The sequence below is a fragment of the Streptomyces sp. NRRL F-525 genome (genome assembly GCF_000716605.1).
Lineage (GTDB): Bacteria > Actinomycetota > Actinomycetes > Streptomycetales > Streptomycetaceae > Streptomyces.
Genome location: NZ_JNXE01000007.1, coordinates 75,792 through 92,584 on the forward strand (window position 1 = coordinate 75,792; position 16,793 = coordinate 92,584).

The 16,793-nt window shown below is 69.6% G+C and carries 17 protein-coding genes; 8 read left to right on the forward strand and 9 right to left on the reverse strand.

The window, feature by feature from the left end:
* Window positions 1-148 precede the first annotated feature (148 nt).
* Window positions 149-1,483 carry a D-alanyl-D-alanine carboxypeptidase/D-alanyl-D-alanine-endopeptidase gene (gene dacB, locus OO69_RS12675; protein WP_033280877.1) on the reverse strand — a complete coding sequence of 445 codons (1,335 nt, stop codon included), beginning with the start codon at window positions 1,481-1,483 and terminating at the stop codon, window positions 149-151.
* 211 nt (window positions 1,484-1,694) lie between these two features.
* Here dacB and OO69_RS12680 point away from each other — a divergent pair, with 211 nt between their 5' ends.
* The 6 genes from OO69_RS12680 to OO69_RS12705 all read left to right on the forward strand — a co-directional run bounded on the left by OO69_RS12680 (window position 1,695) and on the right by OO69_RS12705 (window position 6,657).
* Window positions 1,695-2,549, forward strand: a complete 855-nt coding sequence (locus OO69_RS12680) for a DUF1206 domain-containing protein (protein ID WP_033280651.1) — start codon at window positions 1,695-1,697, stop codon at window positions 2,547-2,549.
* 224 nt (window positions 2,550-2,773) lie between these two features.
* A complete protein-coding gene (locus tag OO69_RS12685) occupies window positions 2,774-3,649 on the forward strand; it encodes an RNA polymerase sigma factor SigF (protein WP_033280652.1) in 876 nt (291 codons plus the stop codon).
* Between the two features lie 52 nt (window positions 3,650-3,701).
* Window positions 3,702-4,145 carry a hypothetical protein gene (locus OO69_RS12690; RefSeq protein ID WP_051800966.1) on the forward strand — a complete coding sequence of 148 codons (444 nt, stop codon included), beginning with the start codon at window positions 3,702-3,704 and terminating at the stop codon, window positions 4,143-4,145.
* A 48-nt stretch (window positions 4,146-4,193) separates the two neighbouring features.
* Window positions 4,194-5,003, forward strand: a complete 810-nt coding sequence (locus tag OO69_RS12695) for an alpha/beta fold hydrolase (protein ID WP_033280653.1) — start codon at window positions 4,194-4,196, stop codon at window positions 5,001-5,003.
* Complete coding sequence (locus tag OO69_RS12700) at window positions 5,003-6,298, forward strand: PP2C family protein-serine/threonine phosphatase (RefSeq protein WP_033280654.1); 1,296 nt, start codon at window positions 5,003-5,005, stop codon at window positions 6,296-6,298. The genes OO69_RS12695 and OO69_RS12700 overlap by 1 nt, the downstream gene beginning before the upstream one ends.
* Complete coding sequence (locus tag OO69_RS12705; RefSeq protein ID WP_033280655.1) at window positions 6,295-6,657, forward strand: STAS domain-containing protein; 363 nt, start codon at window positions 6,295-6,297, stop codon at window positions 6,655-6,657. Before OO69_RS12700 ends, OO69_RS12705 begins: the two co-directional genes overlap by 4 nt.
* Window positions 6,658-6,661: 4 nt before the next feature.
* Here the strand turns inward: OO69_RS12705 and OO69_RS12710 are convergent, their stop codons facing one another.
* The 7 genes from OO69_RS12710 to OO69_RS12735 all read right to left on the reverse strand — a co-directional run bounded on the left by OO69_RS12710 (window position 6,662) and on the right by OO69_RS12735 (window position 14,080).
* Window positions 6,662-7,594, reverse strand: a complete 933-nt coding sequence (locus OO69_RS12710; protein WP_033280656.1) for an anti-sigma factor RsbA family regulatory protein — start codon at window positions 7,592-7,594, stop codon at window positions 6,662-6,664.
* A gap of 170 nt (window positions 7,595-7,764) precedes the next feature.
* Complete coding sequence (locus tag OO69_RS12715; RefSeq protein ID WP_033280657.1) at window positions 7,765-8,115, reverse strand: PRC-barrel domain-containing protein; 351 nt, start codon at window positions 8,113-8,115, stop codon at window positions 7,765-7,767.
* 49 nt (window positions 8,116-8,164) lie between these two features.
* On the reverse strand, window positions 8,165-8,335 hold the full coding sequence (locus tag OO69_RS52950; protein WP_078652406.1) for a hydrophobic protein: 171 nt from the start codon (window positions 8,333-8,335) through the stop codon (window positions 8,165-8,167).
* A gap of 101 nt (window positions 8,336-8,436) precedes the next feature.
* A complete protein-coding gene (locus OO69_RS12720) occupies window positions 8,437-9,831 on the reverse strand; it encodes a hypothetical protein (RefSeq protein WP_033280658.1) in 1,395 nt (464 codons plus the stop codon).
* Between the two features lie 151 nt (window positions 9,832-9,982).
* Window positions 9,983-10,438, reverse strand: coding sequence for an RpiB/LacA/LacB family sugar-phosphate isomerase (locus OO69_RS12725; RefSeq protein WP_033280659.1), 456 nt, complete (start codon window positions 10,436-10,438; stop codon window positions 9,983-9,985).
* A 125-nt stretch (window positions 10,439-10,563) separates the two neighbouring features.
* A complete protein-coding gene (locus OO69_RS12730; protein ID WP_051800967.1) occupies window positions 10,564-13,299 on the reverse strand; it encodes a ricin-type beta-trefoil lectin domain protein in 2,736 nt (911 codons plus the stop codon).
* Window positions 13,300-13,507: 208 nt separating this feature from the next.
* Window positions 13,508-14,080: a dihydrofolate reductase family protein gene (locus tag OO69_RS12735; protein WP_033280660.1), complete on the reverse strand. Its 573-nt coding sequence runs from the start codon at window positions 14,078-14,080 to the stop codon at window positions 13,508-13,510.
* 200 nt (window positions 14,081-14,280) lie between these two features.
* Between OO69_RS12735 and OO69_RS12740 the strand changes: the two genes are divergently transcribed.
* Both OO69_RS12740 and OO69_RS12745 read left to right on the forward strand, forming a co-directional pair.
* The gene (locus tag OO69_RS12740) at window positions 14,281-15,012 is read left to right on the forward strand and encodes an MgtC/SapB family protein (RefSeq protein ID WP_033280661.1); all 732 of its coding nucleotides are present in this window, start codon (window positions 14,281-14,283) and stop codon (window positions 15,010-15,012) included.
* A gap of 222 nt (window positions 15,013-15,234) precedes the next feature.
* Window positions 15,235-15,957 (forward strand): dienelactone hydrolase family protein, encoded by a 723-nt coding sequence (locus OO69_RS12745; RefSeq protein WP_033280662.1) that lies wholly within the window; start codon window positions 15,235-15,237, stop codon window positions 15,955-15,957.
* Window positions 15,958-16,100: 143 nt separating this feature from the next.
* Here the strand turns inward: OO69_RS12745 and OO69_RS12750 are convergent, their stop codons facing one another.
* Complete coding sequence (locus OO69_RS12750; RefSeq protein ID WP_033280663.1) at window positions 16,101-16,760, reverse strand: MSMEG_1061 family FMN-dependent PPOX-type flavoprotein; 660 nt, start codon at window positions 16,758-16,760, stop codon at window positions 16,101-16,103.
* Between the last annotated feature and the right edge of the window lie 33 nt (window positions 16,761-16,793).

Sequence of the window (16,793 nt, forward strand, 5' to 3'; positions counted from 1 at the left end):
GATTGCCGCGCTGACCCGCGCGGCCGGTCGTATGCCGCCGCGTTCACCCGGCGAATCGATTTGTCGCTACGTCGATCGGATGGTTCCGGCGCCGGGGCCGCATGGGCCGCCGATGCCGGAACCGATCGGCTTGGGCTGTGCCGGGCGGCTACGCCCAGCAGCCGTTGACCGTGGCCGCGAGCCCGTCGAGAGCGTCCTTGGTGGTGTCCGGGGCGGCCGTGGAGTTGTTCTCGATGAAGGAGAAGATCTTCCAGCGGCCGTCCTCGGCCTTCGTGAGGCCGCTCAGCGCGATCGCGCCCGTGAGCGTGCCCGTCTTGGCGCTGACCTTGCCGACCGCGCACTGGGAGTCGGCCGTGTCGAAGCGGCCCCACTCGGGACCCAGCGTCGAGCCCGCCTCGCCCGCGACGGGGAGGCCGTCGACGATGTACTTCAGGGTCGGGGCGTTGGCGGGGTCGTCGGCCAGGTCGAGGATGTCGGCGATCGTCTGGGCCGGGATGCGGTTGGAGCGGGAGAGGCCGCTGCCGTCGTGGATCTCGAAGTTGGCCAGCGACACGCCGTACTGGGTGAGGACCTGGCGGACGACCGCCGTGCCGTCCTCGAAGGTGGCCGGGCGGCCGGCGGCCAGCGCGGTCATCCGCAGCAGGGTCTCGGCGATATCGTTGTCACTCACCTTGAGCATGTGCTCCACGATGGTCGACAGCGCGGCGGACTCGTGCTGTGCCACGGGGACGGCTCCGGTGCCGGCGGTGGCGTGGGTGACGCTCCCGGTGACGGTGACGCCCTGCCGGGCGACGAGCTTCGCGAAGATCTGGCCGGCGTCCAGGGACGTGTCCGTGACATGGCGGCCGTCGACCACCAACGCCCGTACGGGGGCTATGGAGTCGGGGTAGTAGCCGTCGTTCCAGCCGGTCGCCAGGGTGGGTTCGGGGAAGAGGCTGTCGTCCACCGTCACCTTCACCGTGGTCAGGCCCGCGTTCTTCAGGCCCGCCACGGCAGTTGTGGCCATCGCGGTGAGGTCGGCGGTGGTCAGGGTGCGGTCCCCGCCGCCGACCAGGGTGAGGGTGCCGTTGTCGTAGACGACCTTCGTGGTGAAGCGGTGATCGGGGCCGAGGATCGTCAACGCGGCGGTGGACGTGCCGAGTTTGGTGTTGGACGCGGGCATCAGTGCCGTCGTCGCGTCATGGCCCCATATAGGGGTTTTGGACGTGGAGTCGATGACGACACCGCTGAACGTGCTGCCCAACCGGGTGTCCTGGACACGGGTGTCGAGGTTGTCCGCGATCTTCTGCTCCGCCGGGTCGAGTGTCGCGGTGGTGGTCGTGCCGACGGTCTGCCCGGCGGCGAAGGCGGAACCGCCGAAGAGGATCGTGCCGGCGACGGGAGCGGTCACCGCGACGACGGCGGCGCGGCGGAGCGCCGGACTGAGGGTTCTGCTCTTGCGGTGGCGTCCGCTGATGCCGTCTACGGAGGGGGAGTTGGGCATGAAGGCCTCGCCGCGGGGTGTGTGGGTGGGGGACAAGATCCAGTGGATCACGCAAAGGAAACTAACAGCTCCGAGTGGCCCGCCGCCGGGCGATCGGCCGATGCCGTCCCCCGCGTCGCACATCGAAGCGCGCTCCGGGGGCACGCGGCAGTACGGGACGCGTACCGCGCGTCCGTGTCTCGGCTCGTCCAGTGTTTCCAGGAAAGGCATCATGACCTCGTCGCACACGCACAAGTGGGGCCTCCGGAGGGCGAGTTCGACCGCCCGGAGCAACGCACCAGGAGAGGCCGAGGGCAAGCAGGCGCTCGCCGTCACAGGGCGCGCCGGATTCGTCGCACGCGGTGTCGTGTACGTCCTCGTCGGCGCCCTCGCCCTGCAGATCGCGTTCGGCGGCGGGGGCCGCGAGGCGGACCGGCAGGGCGCGCTGCAACAGGTCGCGGCGCAGCCCTTCGGGAAGTGGATGCTGTGGCTGCTCGTCGTCGGCTTCGGCTGCATGGCGATCTGGCGGGCGTCCGAGGCGCTGCTGGCGAACGGGCCCAAGAACAAGGTCGGTTCACGCCTGATGAACGCCGGCCGTGCCGTGTTCTACGGCTTCGTCTGCTGGGGTACGGCGTCCTTCGCCGCCGGGACCGGCGGGTCGTCCGGCAGCGACGCCAAGTCGCAGGACTGGACCGCCTCGGCGCTGAAACTCCCGGGCGGCCAGGTGCTGGTGGGTCTCGCCGGCTGCGTCCTGATCGGCGTCGGCGCGACCCTCGCGGTGCGCGCGGTGATGCGGCGATTCCTGCGCAAGCTGGAGACCGGGAAGATGAGCCGCCGGGTACGGCAGGTCGTCACCGTCCTGGGCGTGGGCGGCGGCGTCGCGCGCGGTGTCGTGTTCGCCGGGGTGGGCGTGTTCGCGCTCGTGGCCGCGATCCACTTCGACCCGCACCAGGCCAAGGGCATGGACGCCACCCTGCGCACCTTCGCGCACACTCCGGCGGGGCCGTGGCTGCTGGTCGCCGTGGCCGTCGGCCTGGTCCTGTTCGGCGGTTTCTCCTTCGCCTCGGCCCGCTGGCGCCGGCTGTGACCCCCGGGACCCCCGCACCACGACCCGGTGCGGGGCGTCGTCGTAGAACCCATGAAGTGGTGTGAAGAAACCGCGAAATGGTGTGAAACCACGTGCGGTGTCCGTGTCGGCGGAGCCTCGCGGGGCAGACTTTTCGGCCGGCTGCGGAATTGTGAGGTCCGGGGAGACATGGTTGTGCCGGAAGGGGGCACGCGACGTTCGTCCTGTTCTCCAGTTAAGGCGGCATCGTGGCTTCCTCCGTGAAGGCTCCCGAGGCAACTGCTCCTGTCCGCGCGGGAGCACCGGATGTCGTGGACGACCTCCCGTGGATCGAGGACGGGGCCAAGGTCGCTCCCAAGGACGCGCGGGCGATGTCCCGGATGTTCCTCGACCGGCTGCAGGAGCTGGAGGAGGGCACCCAGGAGTACCAGTACGCGCGGAACACGCTGATCGAGATGAACCTCTCGCTGGTGGCCTTCGCGGCGCGCCGGTTCCGCAACCGGGGCAGCGGTGACATGGAGGACGTCATCCAGGTCGGCACGATCGGGCTGATCAAGGCCATCGACCGGTTCGACCTGACCCGCGAGGTCGAGTTCACCTCCTTCGCGATCCCCTACATCCTCGGTGAGATCAAGCGGTTCTTCCGCGACACCACCTGGGCCGTGCACGTCCCGCGGCGCCTCCAGGAACTCCGGGTCGACCTCGCGAAGAGCAAGGAGACCCTCGGCACCGAGCTGGGCCGCACGCCCACGGTGAAGGAACTCGCCGCGCACCTGGAGCTGACCGAGGACGAGATCATCGAGGGCCTGGTCGCCGCGAACGGCTATGTCGCCGGGTCCATCGACACCCCGGGCGGCGACGACGAGTCCGACAGTGCGCCGAAGTACGCGGACACGATGGGCGACGACGATCCGGCGCTGGAGCTGTTCGAGGACCTCCACACGCTCGCCCCGCTGCTGCAACAGCTCGACGAGCGGGAGCGGGTCATCATCGAGATGCGCTTCGGCCAGGAGCTGACCCAGGCGGAGATCGGCCGCGAGCTGAACCTCTCGCAGATGCACATCTCCCGCCTGCTCAACCGCACCCTCGCCAAGCTGCGCACCGGCCTGCTGCCCACGTGATCCGCCCGCCCGACAGTTCTCCTCTCGCGCGGCACCGGAAGGATCACCCCGCATGAGCACCACGAGCACGGACCACGATCCCCTGCACCAGCCCGCCGCACCGATCGTGACGGAGCCCGTGCCCGACCTCCAACTCCAGTTGCTGGTACGGCTGATCGGCCAGGACGCGGGGGCCGCCCTGCCCATCACGCTCACCGTCGGAGGCGCTTTCCTCCACGGCGACCTGATCTCCCACGAGGCCTGGACCACCGACTGGGCACGCAGCCTGCACGGCATGGACGGCTCCGGCGCGCAGCTGCTGGAGCGGTTCCCGCAGCAGGTGGACGAGGTGGTCGCGGACCGGCAGGGACCCGGCCCGCAACGGCTGCCGCAGTGGATCCATCTGCGCGACGCCACCGGTGTCGCGGGCGGGGGCGGGACCGTCGTCCTGCCTCTGTGGCGCGGCCGGCTCACGGACGTGTCCGGCTGGTCCCTGGGCAAGCCGAAGCAGCCCTGAGGCGGGCGCGGTGGCTGGAGAAGGCAGCGGTCTGTGAGGATGTGACGCATGCATATGCGGAGGAGGAACCATGTGACGGTGTCGGGCCGGCCCGGCGGGCCGGTCGTGATGCTGGCGCACGGCTTCGGGTGCGACCAGCACATGTGGCGGCTGGTGGTACCGCTCCTGGAACGCGACTTCACCGTGGTGCTCTTCGACCATGTGGGCGCCGGACACTCCGATCTGTCCGCCTGGAGCCGCGAGCGCTACTCCACGCTGGACGGCTACACCGATGACGTGCTGGAGATCTGCCGTGAGCTGGCGCTGGGCCCGGTGACGTTCGTCGGGCACTCCGTGAGCGCGATGATGGGCGTCCTGGCCGCCGCGCGCGAGCCGGAGGCGTTCGCCGGGCTGGTGCTTCTGGCTCCCTCGCCGTGCTTCATCGACGACCCGGCCACCGGCTACCGCGGCGGGTTCAGCGCCGAGGACATCGAGGAACTGCTGGAGTCGCTGGAGGCGAACTACCTGGGCTGGTCGGGCGCCATGGCGCCGGTGATCATGGGCAACCCCGAACGCCCGGAACTGGGCGAGGAGTTGACCAACAGCTTCTGCCGCGCCGATCCCGGCATCGCCCGTGTCTTCGCCCGCGTCACGTTCCTCTCCGACAACCGCGAGGACCTCGCCAAGGTGACCGTGCCCACGCTGGTCGCGCAGTGCTCCGTCGACGCGATCGCGCCCCCGGAGGTCGGAGCCTTCGTGCAGGACCGGATCCCGGGCAGCCGGCTGGTCACCCTGAACGCGACCGGGCACTGCCCGCAGCTCGCCGCACCGGAGGAAACGGCCGCGGCGATCACCGACTTCGTCGAGGCCCTGCGCTGATGGGCGCGAGCGGCGACGGCGAGAACGGCGATCACCGGCCGTCCGAGAGACCCCAGGGGAACCCGCCCGGCAAGCAGCCCGGTGACGACCACGCGGCGTTCTCCGCGCTCCTGGAGGACAGCGCCGAGGACCTGTACGAACACGCGCCGTGCGGCTACCTCTCCACGCTGCTGGACGGCACCATCGCGAAGATCAACACGACACTGCTCGACTGGCTTGGCTACGACCACGGCGACCTGGTGGGCCGCAGGACCTTCTCCGACCTGCTGACCGTGGGCGGCCGGCTCTACCACGAGACCCACTTCGGCCCGCTGCTGCGCATGCAGGGCGAGGTCAGCGGAATCGCCCTCGAACTCAAGGCGACCGACGGCAGCCGGCTGCCCGTGCTGGTGACCTCCACCGTCAAGACCGGCGGCGACGGCCAGCCGCTGCTGATCCGCACCACCGTCTTCGACGCCCGCGACCGCCGCGCCTACGAGACGGAACTGCTGCGCGCCCGCAAGGAGGCGGAGCTCGAACGCGAGGAACTCAAGCGCCTCAACGCCACCCTCCAGCAGACATTGCTGCCCCCAACTCTGGTGAATGTGCCGGGACTTGACGTGGCCGCGCACTACCACGTGGCCTCCACCGACATGGTCGGCGGCGACTTCTACGACCTCTTCCCCCTCTCCGCCGGGACCTGGGGGCTGTTCCTCGGGGACGTCTGCGGCAAGGGCGCCGCGGCGGCGGCCGTCACCTCGCTGGCCCGCTACACGCTGCGCGCCGCCGCCGTCTACGACCCCGACCCGGTCGCCGTCCTGGGCAACCTCAACACCGTCCTCAACCACGAGTACAACGGCCACGACCCGCGGTTCTGCACCGTCGTGTTCGGGCTGCTCACCCCCGAGGGCGACCGCGGCGGCTTCCGCATCACCCTGGCCAGCGGCGGCCACCCGCCCGCCCTGCTCCTGCGCGCCGACGGCAGCGCCGACCATCTGGACACCCCCGGCGGACAGCTCATCGGCGTGCTGCCCGACGCCCATATCGCCACCGCCACCGTCCACTTGGCGGCCGGCGACACCCTGCTGCTCCACACGGACGGGCTCACCGAAGCCCGCCCGGCCCACACCAGGGACGCGGACCGCTACGGGGACGAGGCCCTCCTCGACTTCGCCCGCGCCCTGGCACCCACCACCGCGTCCGACGCCGTCGCCGCGATCCGCGCCCTGCTCGACACCTTCGGTACCGGCGTCGACGACGACACCGCCGTCCTCGCCATCAACGTGCCCCGACCCACCAGCGAAGAGCAGCCGTGACCCAACTCGCCATCCGCACCCGGACCACGCCCGCGGGACCTGTCGTCGAACTCACCGGAGAGCTCGACTACGACAGCTACACCCAAGTGCGGGAACTCCTGCCCGAGTTGGCGCTCCAGGACGGCCAGCAGCTCGTCGTCGACCTGACCGGCGTCACGTTCTGCGACTCCAGCGGCATCACCGCCCTGCTCGCGGCCCGCAACCACGCCCTCGCCGCCCGGGCGGCCATCGCGCTGGCCGCGGTCCCCGCGCACATCAGCCGCATCTTCCACATGGTCGGCCTCGACCAGGTCTTCCCGGCCCACGCCACCGCCCAGGACGCCGAAGCGGCCTGGACGCCTCCGGCGAACCGCCGCTGAAGCGTCAACGGGCCAGGTAGAAACGGATGGTCGTGCCGTCCGCGGCCGTATGGACGCGGACGAGATCGGCGACGTAGTGCACCAACAGCAGCCCCCGTCCGCCGGGTTGGTCACGTGACGGCGGCCGTCGCCCGGCCATCGGATCCGTCAGCCGGCCGTGGTCGTGCACCTCGCAGACGATCCGCTCGTCCTCGGCCCAGATCCGCAGCGTCCCCGAACCACCGCCGTGCAGCACGCTGTTGGTGGTCAGCTCCGCGACGGCCAGCGTCAGATCCTGCAGCCGCATGCCCGCCAGGCCCAGCCGCTCGGCCTCCTGGACCGCGAAATAACGGGACTTCGGGAGCTCTCCCGCGTCGAACACGATGGACGCGGCGCCCGGCGGGTGGGGGAGCGGCTCGTTGTAACGGGCGATCACGCGCTGCGGATCGTAGGCGGAGCTGGGCAGTTGGGCGCCCTCGTCGATGACGACCGGATGGGTGGCGCGGGCGTCGGCGAGCACGTCGGGCTCCAGCCGGTCCGCGTCGTACGGACAGAGGATCGTCACCTCACGGTCCCGGAACGCGGAGTTGATCAGCGCCTCGTGCTGCACGCACGCCGGGTACTCGAGGGCGGTGCGGCCGGGCCAGATCGGCTCCCCGATGATCCGCACCCGGCCGCCGCCGTCGTGGGCGTCGGCGAAGGCCCGCAGCACTCCTGGGATGATCCGCCCCGGGTTGCGCCCGACCTCGGTCATGTCGAGGAACCGCACGCCGTCGGCGCCCGATCCGAGTCCGGCCCTGATGAGTTCGAGGTGGGGGCCGGGAACGGCGACCGCGACGGCCTCTCCGGCGGCCAGCCCCGCCCGCACGAACGGCACCGTACCGGCCGTGTACTGCTCCTCGCCCCGGTAGAACAGCGCGGGATGCACGAACGGTGCGCCGTCGGTGGCCGTACTCATCGCGCCGCCACCTCGTTCCTTGTCGGGCCCGGGCCAGGACGTGTCCACGGAGCGCGGTGACAAGGAGGACGGCGGTCACCGCCCCGGCAGTCTACGGGGGCAGCACGACAGGGTGGTGGGCACCGCGGAAATGCCGGTGCCCACCACCCTGTCAAACCGCGGAATGCCGATCAGGCGCGGGGATTCCCGTAGTAGCCGCCGACCCGCTCGTGGTACCCGGCGTCACCGGGGTGCTTGTCCTTGTCGAACTCCGGGGAGTTCTTGATCTCTTCCTTCGTACGGCCCACGTGGATCGTGCGCTCCGCCACGTCGATGGACGCGATCGTCCCGACGGGCAGCAGCACGTGCTTGCCGAAGATCCACACACCGGTGTCGACGACGATGTACATGGCCCCGACGTCCTCGGAGTGCTTGTCCACCTTGCCGATCGAGCCGTCACTCGCCTCGACCTTGAATCCGGTCAGATCCGTACCGGTCCGGTGGTTCGACTCGGCCTGGTAGTCCCACATGTTGTCCGCCATGTAAACCTCGCTTTATAGTGGGCGAATTTCGAGATCGGTGATTTATCTCCTACCAGCGGTACCAACGTCCTCGAGTACCGCCGGAACCCGTCGAACGGGCGACGAATCCCAGCAGCCACAGGACGAGAACGACGATTGCGACCCACCAAAGGATTTTGATGGCGAATCCCGCACCGAAAAGAAGCAGTGCCAGGAGAAGAACAAGGATCAGGGGAAACATAGGTATCGACCTCCAGGCGACCGAGTGCCCTGCCGGAAATGAATCATGCGCCGGAGGAAACGAAAAACCGCACCGGGGATCGGGCGTGACCGTGACGCGGTTCAGCTCACGGTGAAGGAGTAGTAGTACGGCGCCAGCTGGATGCCGGAGCGGGTCGTCGCGTAGACCGTGAGGTTGTAGTCGCCGGCCTCGGTCGGGGTCCAGCCGGCGCTCGCGGTGTGGTGCGCGCCCGCGGCGACCGTGACCTCCGGGTCCCCGTTGACGGAGTACGTGTAGCTCGCGACGCCCTTCACCTTCGGGCTGAGCGTGAAGGTGCCGGGGACGCCGGCGCCGCCGCCGGAGGCGTTCTCGGGGTAGACGTCCGAGGCGACGGTGGGCGTGGTGTCGTAGGTGATGCCCCAGAAAGTGGCGTCGCTGACCCAGCCGTTGGCGCTCCTGCTGCTCACCCGGAGGGACTCGCCGTAGATGCCGTCCAGCGTGAGCTTGGTGCTCGCTGTGCCGTCCGGCCTCGCCGTGACGTCGACGGTCCTGTCGGCGCCCTGTCCGCCGATGAACTCCACGGAGTAGCTGACGACCGGACTCGTCGACTGGAGGCCCGCGTCGGGCTGGAACGTGAAGGTGGTCGGTTTGTCGAACGCGGGCGACGCGACGGCCGGGGTGGCGGTGGGCGCCGTGGAGTTGAGGAAGAAGGAGTAGCCGGTGATCGCCGATCCGTTGTAGGCCCGGTCGAGGCCGCGCACCCACAGGGTCATCGGACCTGAGGAGCCGCTCGGCGGGAGCAGGCTGATCGTGGCCGAGCCGCCCGGGGCGTCGGTGCGGGTGAAGTATCTCGGGTCGTCGTACGGGTCGACGAACTGCGGGACTCCGTGCTCGCCGATGTTCGCGTAACCGGCGATCGGGAGGTCCTGCTGCCAGGAGTACTCGAACCCGGTGACGTCCTCGTCGCCGTTGGCGTTCAGCGTGAACTCGACCGGACTTCCGCCCGGACTCCGCGCGCCCTGCGGGTAGTTGGACGAGGTGATGCCGGGAGTGTCCGCCGGACGCGTGTTGTCGATCGCGATGTAGCAGGGGGCGGACCAGTCCGATGCCGCGTCCCCGGCCACGGTCTGTGCCCGCCACGCGTAGGTCTGCCCGTCGGGGAGCGCGTCGGCGGGCAGGTTGGCGGCGGCCTCGGATCCGGGGAGGGAGTAGGGGCGGGAGACCGTCGTGGTGTGCGTCGGGTCGGCGACCGGCCAGACCTGGTACTGCACGGTCACCAGGGAGTTGCTGGTCGTGTCGGTGGTCTCCGGAATGCCCTCGACGGTCAGGCCGTTGCCGGCCCAGACGTAGGTGGGCCGGTCCGAATCGGTCGAGCAGCTCTGGTAGCCGTTGAACAGTTGGGCCGGTGTGACGGGGGTCGCGTCGGCCGCGCTGGCGGGCGACACGGCGGCGGCCAGCGCCAGGCCAAGGGTTCCGACAGAGGCGAGGACGGCACGCGAGCGCGCGCTGAAGGACATGGTCAAGTGATCTCTCCCGTTTGGATGCCCGTGCCACGGCGCCTGGATGCGCACTGGTGTGCGGGCGGCGAGGGGATCGTATGGGGGTGACACAGGTCCACGCATGAGATTTTCGCGCGGCGGGACATGAGCCCCGCCCGCTCGAACTCGCCTACAGGGCAGGCCTGTTCAGGTCGAGCCGCCCGATGCGCGACACGTTCTCCCGGTCGTCGGCGTCCTCGCTCGCCGCCGCGCCGAACCAGGCATCGAGGATCTCCTTGAGCAGAGGCTCGGACGTCAGCCGCAGACTGAGGGCCAGCACGTTGGCGTCGTTCCAGCGGCGGGCGCCGTCCGCCGTGTACGCGTCCGTGCACAGGGCCGCCCGTACGCCCGGCACCTTGTTCGCGGCGATCGACGCGCCCGTACCGGTCCAGCAGCACACGACCGCCTGCTCGGACGCCCCTGTCGCGACCTCGCGGGCCGCCGCCTCCGAGCAGACCGCCCACTGCGGGTCGTCCCCGGGACGCAACGCCCCGTACGTCACCACCTCGTGGCCCCGGCCGCGCAACTCCGCGACGAGGGAACGCGCGACGGGTTCGTCCATGTCCGAGGAAACAGAGATCCGCATGCAGCGGAGGCTACTCAGCGGATCAGTCCGGTGCCAGCTCGGAGTGGGCCTGTCGAGCGGCTCCCGCCGGGTCATGGGCAGGACGAGAGTCTGTGCGGTCTACGACCCGGCGGGAGCCCGCGATGTCAGGACCGGCGCCAGATCTGGTTGGCGCCGCCCGTGCAGGTCCAGATCTCCAGCGCCGTGCTGTTGGCCGTGCCGTGGCCGACCGCGTCCAGGCACTTGCCGGAGCCCACGTTGACGACACTGCCGTCGGAACGCACCCGCCACTGCTGGGCCGCGGAGCCGCCGCAGTCCCAGATCTCCACCGGGCTGCCGTCGGCGGTGGCACCGCCCGTGACCTCAAGGCACTTGGAGTCGTAGACGGTCAGCTGGTTGGTGTTCGTGGACGTCCAGGTCTGGTTCGTGCCGCCGTTGCAGTCCCAGAGGGCGGGCTGGGTGCCGTTGGTCTGGTTGGCGCCGGGGACGTCGACGCAGCGGCCGGACTCGTCGCCCTTGAGGGGCGCCGCGACCGCACCCCGCAGCCAGCTCTGGTTGGTGCCACCGGTGCAGGTCCAGAGCTCCAGCAGGGTGCCAGGCGTGGTGCCACCGGCTGTGGCGTCCAGGCACTTGCCCGAGTTGGGGTTGACCACCGTGCCGTCGCTGCCCACCGTCCACTTCTGGGCGGCGGAGTTGTTGCAGTCGTAGATCTGCACCGGGGTGCCGTCCGTCGTGCCGCTGCCCTTGGCGTCGAGGCACTTCGCGCCGCTGTAGACGGTGAGTTGGCCGGCGGGGGTCAGGGTCCAGGACTGGTTGGCGGCGCCGTTGCAGTCCCAGAGGGCGAGTTGGGTGCCATTGGTCCGGCTCGCTCCGGGGACGTCGGCGCACAGGCCGGACTGGCGGCCCTTGAGGATGCCTCCGTGGTTGCCCGGCGGGTTGGCGGTGACGGACAGGTTGTCGAACTGGTCGGTCTGGTAGCCCACCACGCCGATGCCGACCTGGCCCGCAGTGTACGAACTGTCGTTGGTGGTACCGAGGTTGACGCCGTCGGCGGTGGCGGTGATCTGGTCGCCCGAGAAGCCGAGGGCCAGCGTGTGCCACGTGTGCGTGCCGAGCGCCGACCGGGTCCCGGAGGCCAGCGTGGTGAGGGTGCCCGCCGCCGAACTCCTGACGATGGACCAGGTACCTGTGTCGCTCACCCGCAGCAGATAGGCGGCCTGGTGACTCTGGGGCCGGTTCTGGGTGTTGGCCCGCCCCAACAGCTCGACCGTACCGGCCTGTTGGAGGTTCACGTCGGTCTTGACGGTGTAGTCGGTCCATGTCGGGTCGCCGAGCAGCGAGAAGGCGTCGGAGTCGTCCTGCCACTCGATCGGCTTGACCGGCGTCACCTGCTGCACACACTGTCCGCTACGGCCGTCCGCGCACGGGCGTGCCTCGAACGAGCCCTGCATGTCGGACAGATACGTCGCCTCGGTGCCGGTGGCATCGTTGTCGAACGTGTCGCCGTACGGCAGCGCGAGGGCGTGGGCGGCCGGCGCGGTGGCGGTGCCCTTGCCCTGGCCGGTGGTCGTGGTGACGGTGTAGATCCAACCCGGCTGAAGCGTCAGTGAGTACGAGCCGGCGGTCGGGGTGATGTCCTGCGTGTGCGTGAAGTCGGTGGACGGGCTGGGGTCGTTGACCCGGGTCGCCCACACGTGCACCGCACCGGTCGAAAGTCCGCCCTGCACCTGGACGTTGACCGTCTGCGCCGCCGTAGCGGTGGTGGTCTCCAGGACCGTGGAGTAGTCGGAGCCGTTCGGCGACTTCAGCGTCGCGTAGGTGCCGTTGGACTCGGAGCCACCGAGGTAGCCCGACGCGGAGTCGATGAACTTCCAACCGGGCTGGGCGAATTGGGTGACCTGCGCGGTCGCCCAGGTGTTCTCGCCGATCGCGTAGTTCCCGGACCACGGCGAGTTCGCGGTGGCCAGGCCGACCGTGCCGTAGGGAAGGTTGGGGTAAATGGCCGCCACCAGCGGCCAGTTGAGGTACGCGGTCATGCGGGCGTCGACGTACCCGCGCACGATGGAGCGGATCAGCGCCGGTGCTCCGGCGTCCATGTCCAGTGAGCCGTTCTCCGACGCCCACAGCGGTTTGCCGTTGTTCTTCGCCGTGGTGGTGCTGGAGCAGGTGTCCGCGCTGCCGCCGTCGCCGCCCGCGCAGGGGTAGTGGGCGCCGATGACGGACACGGCGTCGTTGAACGCGGTGTTGCTCGCCATGTCGTCCGCGACGCTCCAGCCCGAGTCGTCGCCGACGATCTGCACGCTGCCGTATCCGGCAGTGTCGAGGGCGGACCGCAACTGGATGTACCAGTTGGCGTCGTGGCCGCGCTCGTTCCAGCCGCCGAGGTAACTGATCGGCAGACCGTGCTGCTTGGCGCAACCCAGCCAGGAGATCAGGTAGTTGATGGTGTCGGTGGACCAGAACCCGCCGCTGATCCAGCCGGGGGCGGCCCAGGCCAGGCCGTACAACTTGATGTCCGGGTTACGGGCCTTGGCCTGCTCGGCGAGCCAGAACTCGTAGCCGGCGTTGCAGTTGATCTGTCCCTTGGTGTGCTCGATGGACGGTTCCGAGCCGTCGGTGGAGTTGGCGTCCCCGCCGATCTCCAGTTTCAGCAGCTGGAGGTTCGCGCCGTAGCCCGGCTTGAACAGGTAGTCCAGGATCTGCGTCTGCTGGGCGGCCGGATAGTCGCGCAGGAGGCGGGAGTTGCCCCCGCCGCCGCTGATCGCGCCGATCCCGTCGAACGTCCGGCCGCTCTGACCACCGTCCACGGTGATCGAGGTGGCCGCGGCTGCCGCCTGGGCCGGTTGCGCACCGGCCGAGCAGAGGGCGGCGACCAGGGCCATGACCCATAAGGGCAGAAGGCATCTCAGAGTTCTTCGCACAGTGCCGTCCTTCTCCAGCGGGGGGTGAGGACAGTCCCGGAGAGCGCTCTCAGGAGCGGGCGGGCGCCGTCCTGACTGTCCGTGGAGGTTTGGGCGACAGTGTGGAGTTGTGTTGAATAGGAGTCAAGGGTCTACACCTGTTGAGATGCCCGCTTCGGTCGGGGCGCGGTCAGCGCACGACGTCGAGGACGTTCAGCTGCAGGCCGTTGGCGTACACGGCGTGCTCGACCAGCTTCAGCTTCTGGGTGTCCTTGTCGGTGGCGGGGAACAGGCGCTTTCCGGCGCCGAGCAGCAGCGGGAAGACGAGCAGGTGGTAGCGGTCGACCAGGCCGGCGTCCGCGAGGCCGTGGTTGAGGGCGGCGCTGCCGTGCACGATGATCGGGCCGCCCTCGGTCTCCTTCAGGGCGGCGACCTCGTCGAGGGAGCGCAGGATCGTGGTCTCGCCCCAGTTCGACACGAGCTTGTCGTCGGTGAGGGTGGTGGAGACGACGTACTTCGGCAGCGTCTTGTAGTGCGCGAACTCCTCCATGTCCGGCCACACCGGACTGAACGCCTCGTAACTGGCCCGGCCCATCAGCATCGCGGCGGACTCCAGCTGCTCCCGCCCCTTGATGTCGAATGACTCGGGCAGGAACTCGACCTCCTTGAAGGTCCAGCCGGAGTTGCGGTAGCCGGGTTCGCCGCCCGGGGCCTCCATGACGCCGTCGAGGGAGATGAAGGCGGTGCTGATCAGGGTGCGCATGGCGGGTCCTCGGGTGGTCGGTGTGCGGGCGGGCTTGTGCGCGGCTCTGTGTGCGGGCCACTCCAGGATCCAACCGACAAAAAAAATTGTCAAGGAGGGGTGAGTTGTCGGAGGTGGAGTTGTCGGGTGGGCATGGTCCCGTCCATCCGGGTAGGGGCTCTCCGTCGGGGCAGGGGACCGGAGGGGAAGGGAGGTGCGGGGTGGCCGGACTGGCGGTCCCGTTGTGGGACGTGAGCACTGGGCAGGGGTTGCGCCAACTCGCCGAACTGGGGCTGGCGTTGCTGCTGTCGGCCCTGATCGGCTGGGAACGGGCGGCCCAGCAGAAGAGCGCCGGTCTGCGTACGCACACGCTGGTCGGCATCGCCAGCGCGCTGATGATGGAGGTCTCCCAGCACGGCTTCACGAATGTCCTCGGCCTGGACAACGTCTCCTTCGACCCGTCCCGCGTGGCGGCCCAGATCGTCTCCGGGATCGGGTTCATCGGCGGCGGCCTGATCTTCGTACGACGGGACGCGGTACGGGGTCTGACGACCGCCGCCACCATCTGGCTCACCTGCGCGGTCGGCATGGCCTGCGGCGGCGGCCTGCCGATCCTCGCGCTGGCGACGACCGCCGTGCACTTCCTCGTCGTACGCGGATATCCGTTGCTGTTCGCCCGCATGATGCCCGGCGCCGAGGAGGGGTCGTTCGAGGTACGGCTGACCTACCGGACCGGTACGGCGCTGCTGCCGCAGTTGATGGAGACGTGCACGCGCAGGGGTTTCCGCATCCAGGAGGTCAAGGTCGACCGGTTGCCGGAGCGGGCCGATCCGGCCGCGCGGGTGCTGCTGAGGCTGGAAGGTGCCGCCGACGCGGGGCAGTTGACGTCCGAGCTGTTTCAGAACGACGGTGTGACGGAGGTCGAGCTGACGGCGGCCGGTGACGAGGAGTAAGCCCGGGTCCTAGTGAGTCAGTCGGTATCCGGGCAGGGAGCTTCCGGGAAAACCCGTTGGCGGACCACGGCGACCGCTGCTACTTTCCGGGAGGCCGTGCGAGAGAACGAGGAGGTGGTACCCGTGAACGAAGTATCGACGTGGGTGCTCTCCTCCGGGGTCACGGTCGGGCGATAGGTCGTCCGGGAGCGCCGTAGAGCTGCCCTCCCGAAAGGCACGACCATGCATTTCATTTCTGAGCGACGCCTCGACGACGGTGTCATCGAGCGCGAGTTCACCCTCGGCGAGATCCCCGGCACCCTGTGGACCCCTGAATCCGTTGCACCGGCCCCGCTGATCCTGATGGCTCACAACAACGGACTGCCCAAGGCGGAACCCCGGCTGGTGGCCAGGGCCCGGCTGTCCGCGGCGTACGGCTACGCGGTGGCCTCCATCGACACCGCCGGGTGCGGTGAGCGGCCGCGTTCCGCCGCCGACGAACAGGCCCGCGCCGAGCTCCGCCGGGCGATGAAGGCCGGCGAGCCGGTCGACGAGATCTTCGAGTCCCTGGTCGGCCCGCTGGTCGAAAACGCGGCCCCGGAATGGCGGCTGGCTCTGGACGCCCTTCTCACGCTGCCCGAGATCGGCGGCCCGGTCGGGTACTCGGGGTGGACGGCCCTCGGCATCCGGCTGGCGGTGCTCGAACCGCGTATCGCGGCCGCCGGGTTCTTCGCGGGGGGTTATGTGCCGCGCGCTCAGCGTGAGGAAGCTCGGCAGGTCGGCATTCCGTTGCTGTTTCTGCTGCAGTGGGACGACGAAGGGAATCCCCGGCAGCGGGCCCTGGACCTGTTCGACGCGTTCGGGAGCAAGGAGAAGACGCTGCACGCGAATCTGGGCGGGCACATCGGCACGCCGTGGTTCGAGCGGGAGGACGGGGATCGGTTCTTCGGGCGGCACTTGAAGTAGGGGCGGGCTGTCGGCCGATGTGTCGGTGGCGGGCGTAGATGAGTGATCGTCCCGGTCGTGGGGGTACTGGGCAGTGCGGTATTACCACGATCGGGGTGGGGCTCGGTTGCCGGCGCCGCGATCAGCAAGCGCGGGGCGGTCCGTTACTCGTACCGGTACTTCAGCGAGTCCGCCTCCGACTGCTCGATGTCGGCGATCGTCAGCTCCGGCATCCGGAGTTGCGCCAGTGTCACCTCGGCCGAGGTCGGTTGGGCGTCCGCCGGCAGCCATTGCTCCGGCTTCCAGGCCGCGCCGCGCAGGAGGGCCTTGGGACAGTGCGGGTAGACCTCGTCGATGCCCACGACCAGCGCACTGGCCGGCGGCTTGCCTACCGCTGTCAGCTGCGACAGCAGCTCCGGGTCGGTGGAGATGCAGGCGCGGCCGTTCACCCTGAGTGTCGTGGTGCGTCCGGGGATGACGAACAGCAGCCCGGCCCGTCCGGTGGCGACGATGTTCTGCAGGGTGTCCAGACGCTTGTTGCCGGTCGCGTCCGGAATCGCCACCGTCCGTTCGTCCAGCACGGCGACGAACCCGGCGGGGCCGCCGCGCGGGGAGACGTCACAGTTGCCGTCGGCGTCCGCGCTGGCGACCATGACCAGCGACGAGCAGCCGATCAACCGCCGTGTCAGTTCGGTGAGTTCGGTCATCTGCTTCCGCGCGGCCGGGTCACGCGGGAGTCCGTAGACCTGGCGCAGCGCCTCCTGGTCGCGCACGGCGTCGCGGCGGATCGAGTCGAATGCACTGCCGACAAGGGGTGAGGTCATGCCTCCGAGCCTAACGAGCCGGCCTCCGATTAG

What these genes read in the sequence shown, in the direction of transcription:
- dacB (WP_033280877.1), bottom strand. Translation starts at nt 1,483, where the DNA reads ATGCCCAACTCCCCCTCCGTAGACGGCATCAGCGGACGCCACCGCAAG.
- OO69_RS12680 (WP_033280651.1), top strand. Translation starts at nt 1,695, where the DNA reads ATGACCTCGTCGCACACGCACAAGTGGGGCCTCCGGAGGGCGAGTTCG.
- OO69_RS12690 (WP_051800966.1), top strand. Translation starts at nt 3,702, where the DNA reads ATGAGCACCACGAGCACGGACCACGATCCCCTGCACCAGCCCGCCGCA.
- OO69_RS12695 (WP_033280653.1), top strand. Translation starts at nt 4,194, where the DNA reads ATGCATATGCGGAGGAGGAACCATGTGACGGTGTCGGGCCGGCCCGGC.
- OO69_RS12700 (WP_033280654.1), top strand. Translation starts at nt 5,003, where the DNA reads ATGGGCGCGAGCGGCGACGGCGAGAACGGCGATCACCGGCCGTCCGAG.
- OO69_RS12710 (WP_033280656.1), bottom strand. Translation starts at nt 7,594, where the DNA reads ATGAGTACGGCCACCGACGGCGCACCGTTCGTGCATCCCGCGCTGTTC.
- OO69_RS12715 (WP_033280657.1), bottom strand. Translation starts at nt 8,115, where the DNA reads ATGGCGGACAACATGTGGGACTACCAGGCCGAGTCGAACCACCGGACC.
- OO69_RS52950 (WP_078652406.1), bottom strand. Translation starts at nt 8,335, where the DNA reads ATGTTTCCCCTGATCCTTGTTCTTCTCCTGGCACTGCTTCTTTTCGGT.
- OO69_RS12720 (WP_033280658.1), bottom strand. Translation starts at nt 9,831, where the DNA reads ATGTCCTTCAGCGCGCGCTCGCGTGCCGTCCTCGCCTCTGTCGGAACC.
- OO69_RS12725 (WP_033280659.1), bottom strand. Translation starts at nt 10,438, where the DNA reads ATGCGGATCTCTGTTTCCTCGGACATGGACGAACCCGTCGCGCGTTCC.
- OO69_RS12730 (WP_051800967.1), bottom strand. Translation starts at nt 13,299, where the DNA reads ATGGCCCTGGTCGCCGCCCTCTGCTCGGCCGGTGCGCAACCGGCCCAG.
- OO69_RS12735 (WP_033280660.1), bottom strand. Translation starts at nt 14,080, where the DNA reads ATGCGCACCCTGATCAGCACCGCCTTCATCTCCCTCGACGGCGTCATG.
- OO69_RS12745 (WP_033280662.1), top strand. Translation starts at nt 15,235, where the DNA reads ATGCATTTCATTTCTGAGCGACGCCTCGACGACGGTGTCATCGAGCGC.
- OO69_RS12750 (WP_033280663.1), bottom strand. Translation starts at nt 16,760, where the DNA reads ATGACCTCACCCCTTGTCGGCAGTGCATTCGACTCGATCCGCCGCGAC.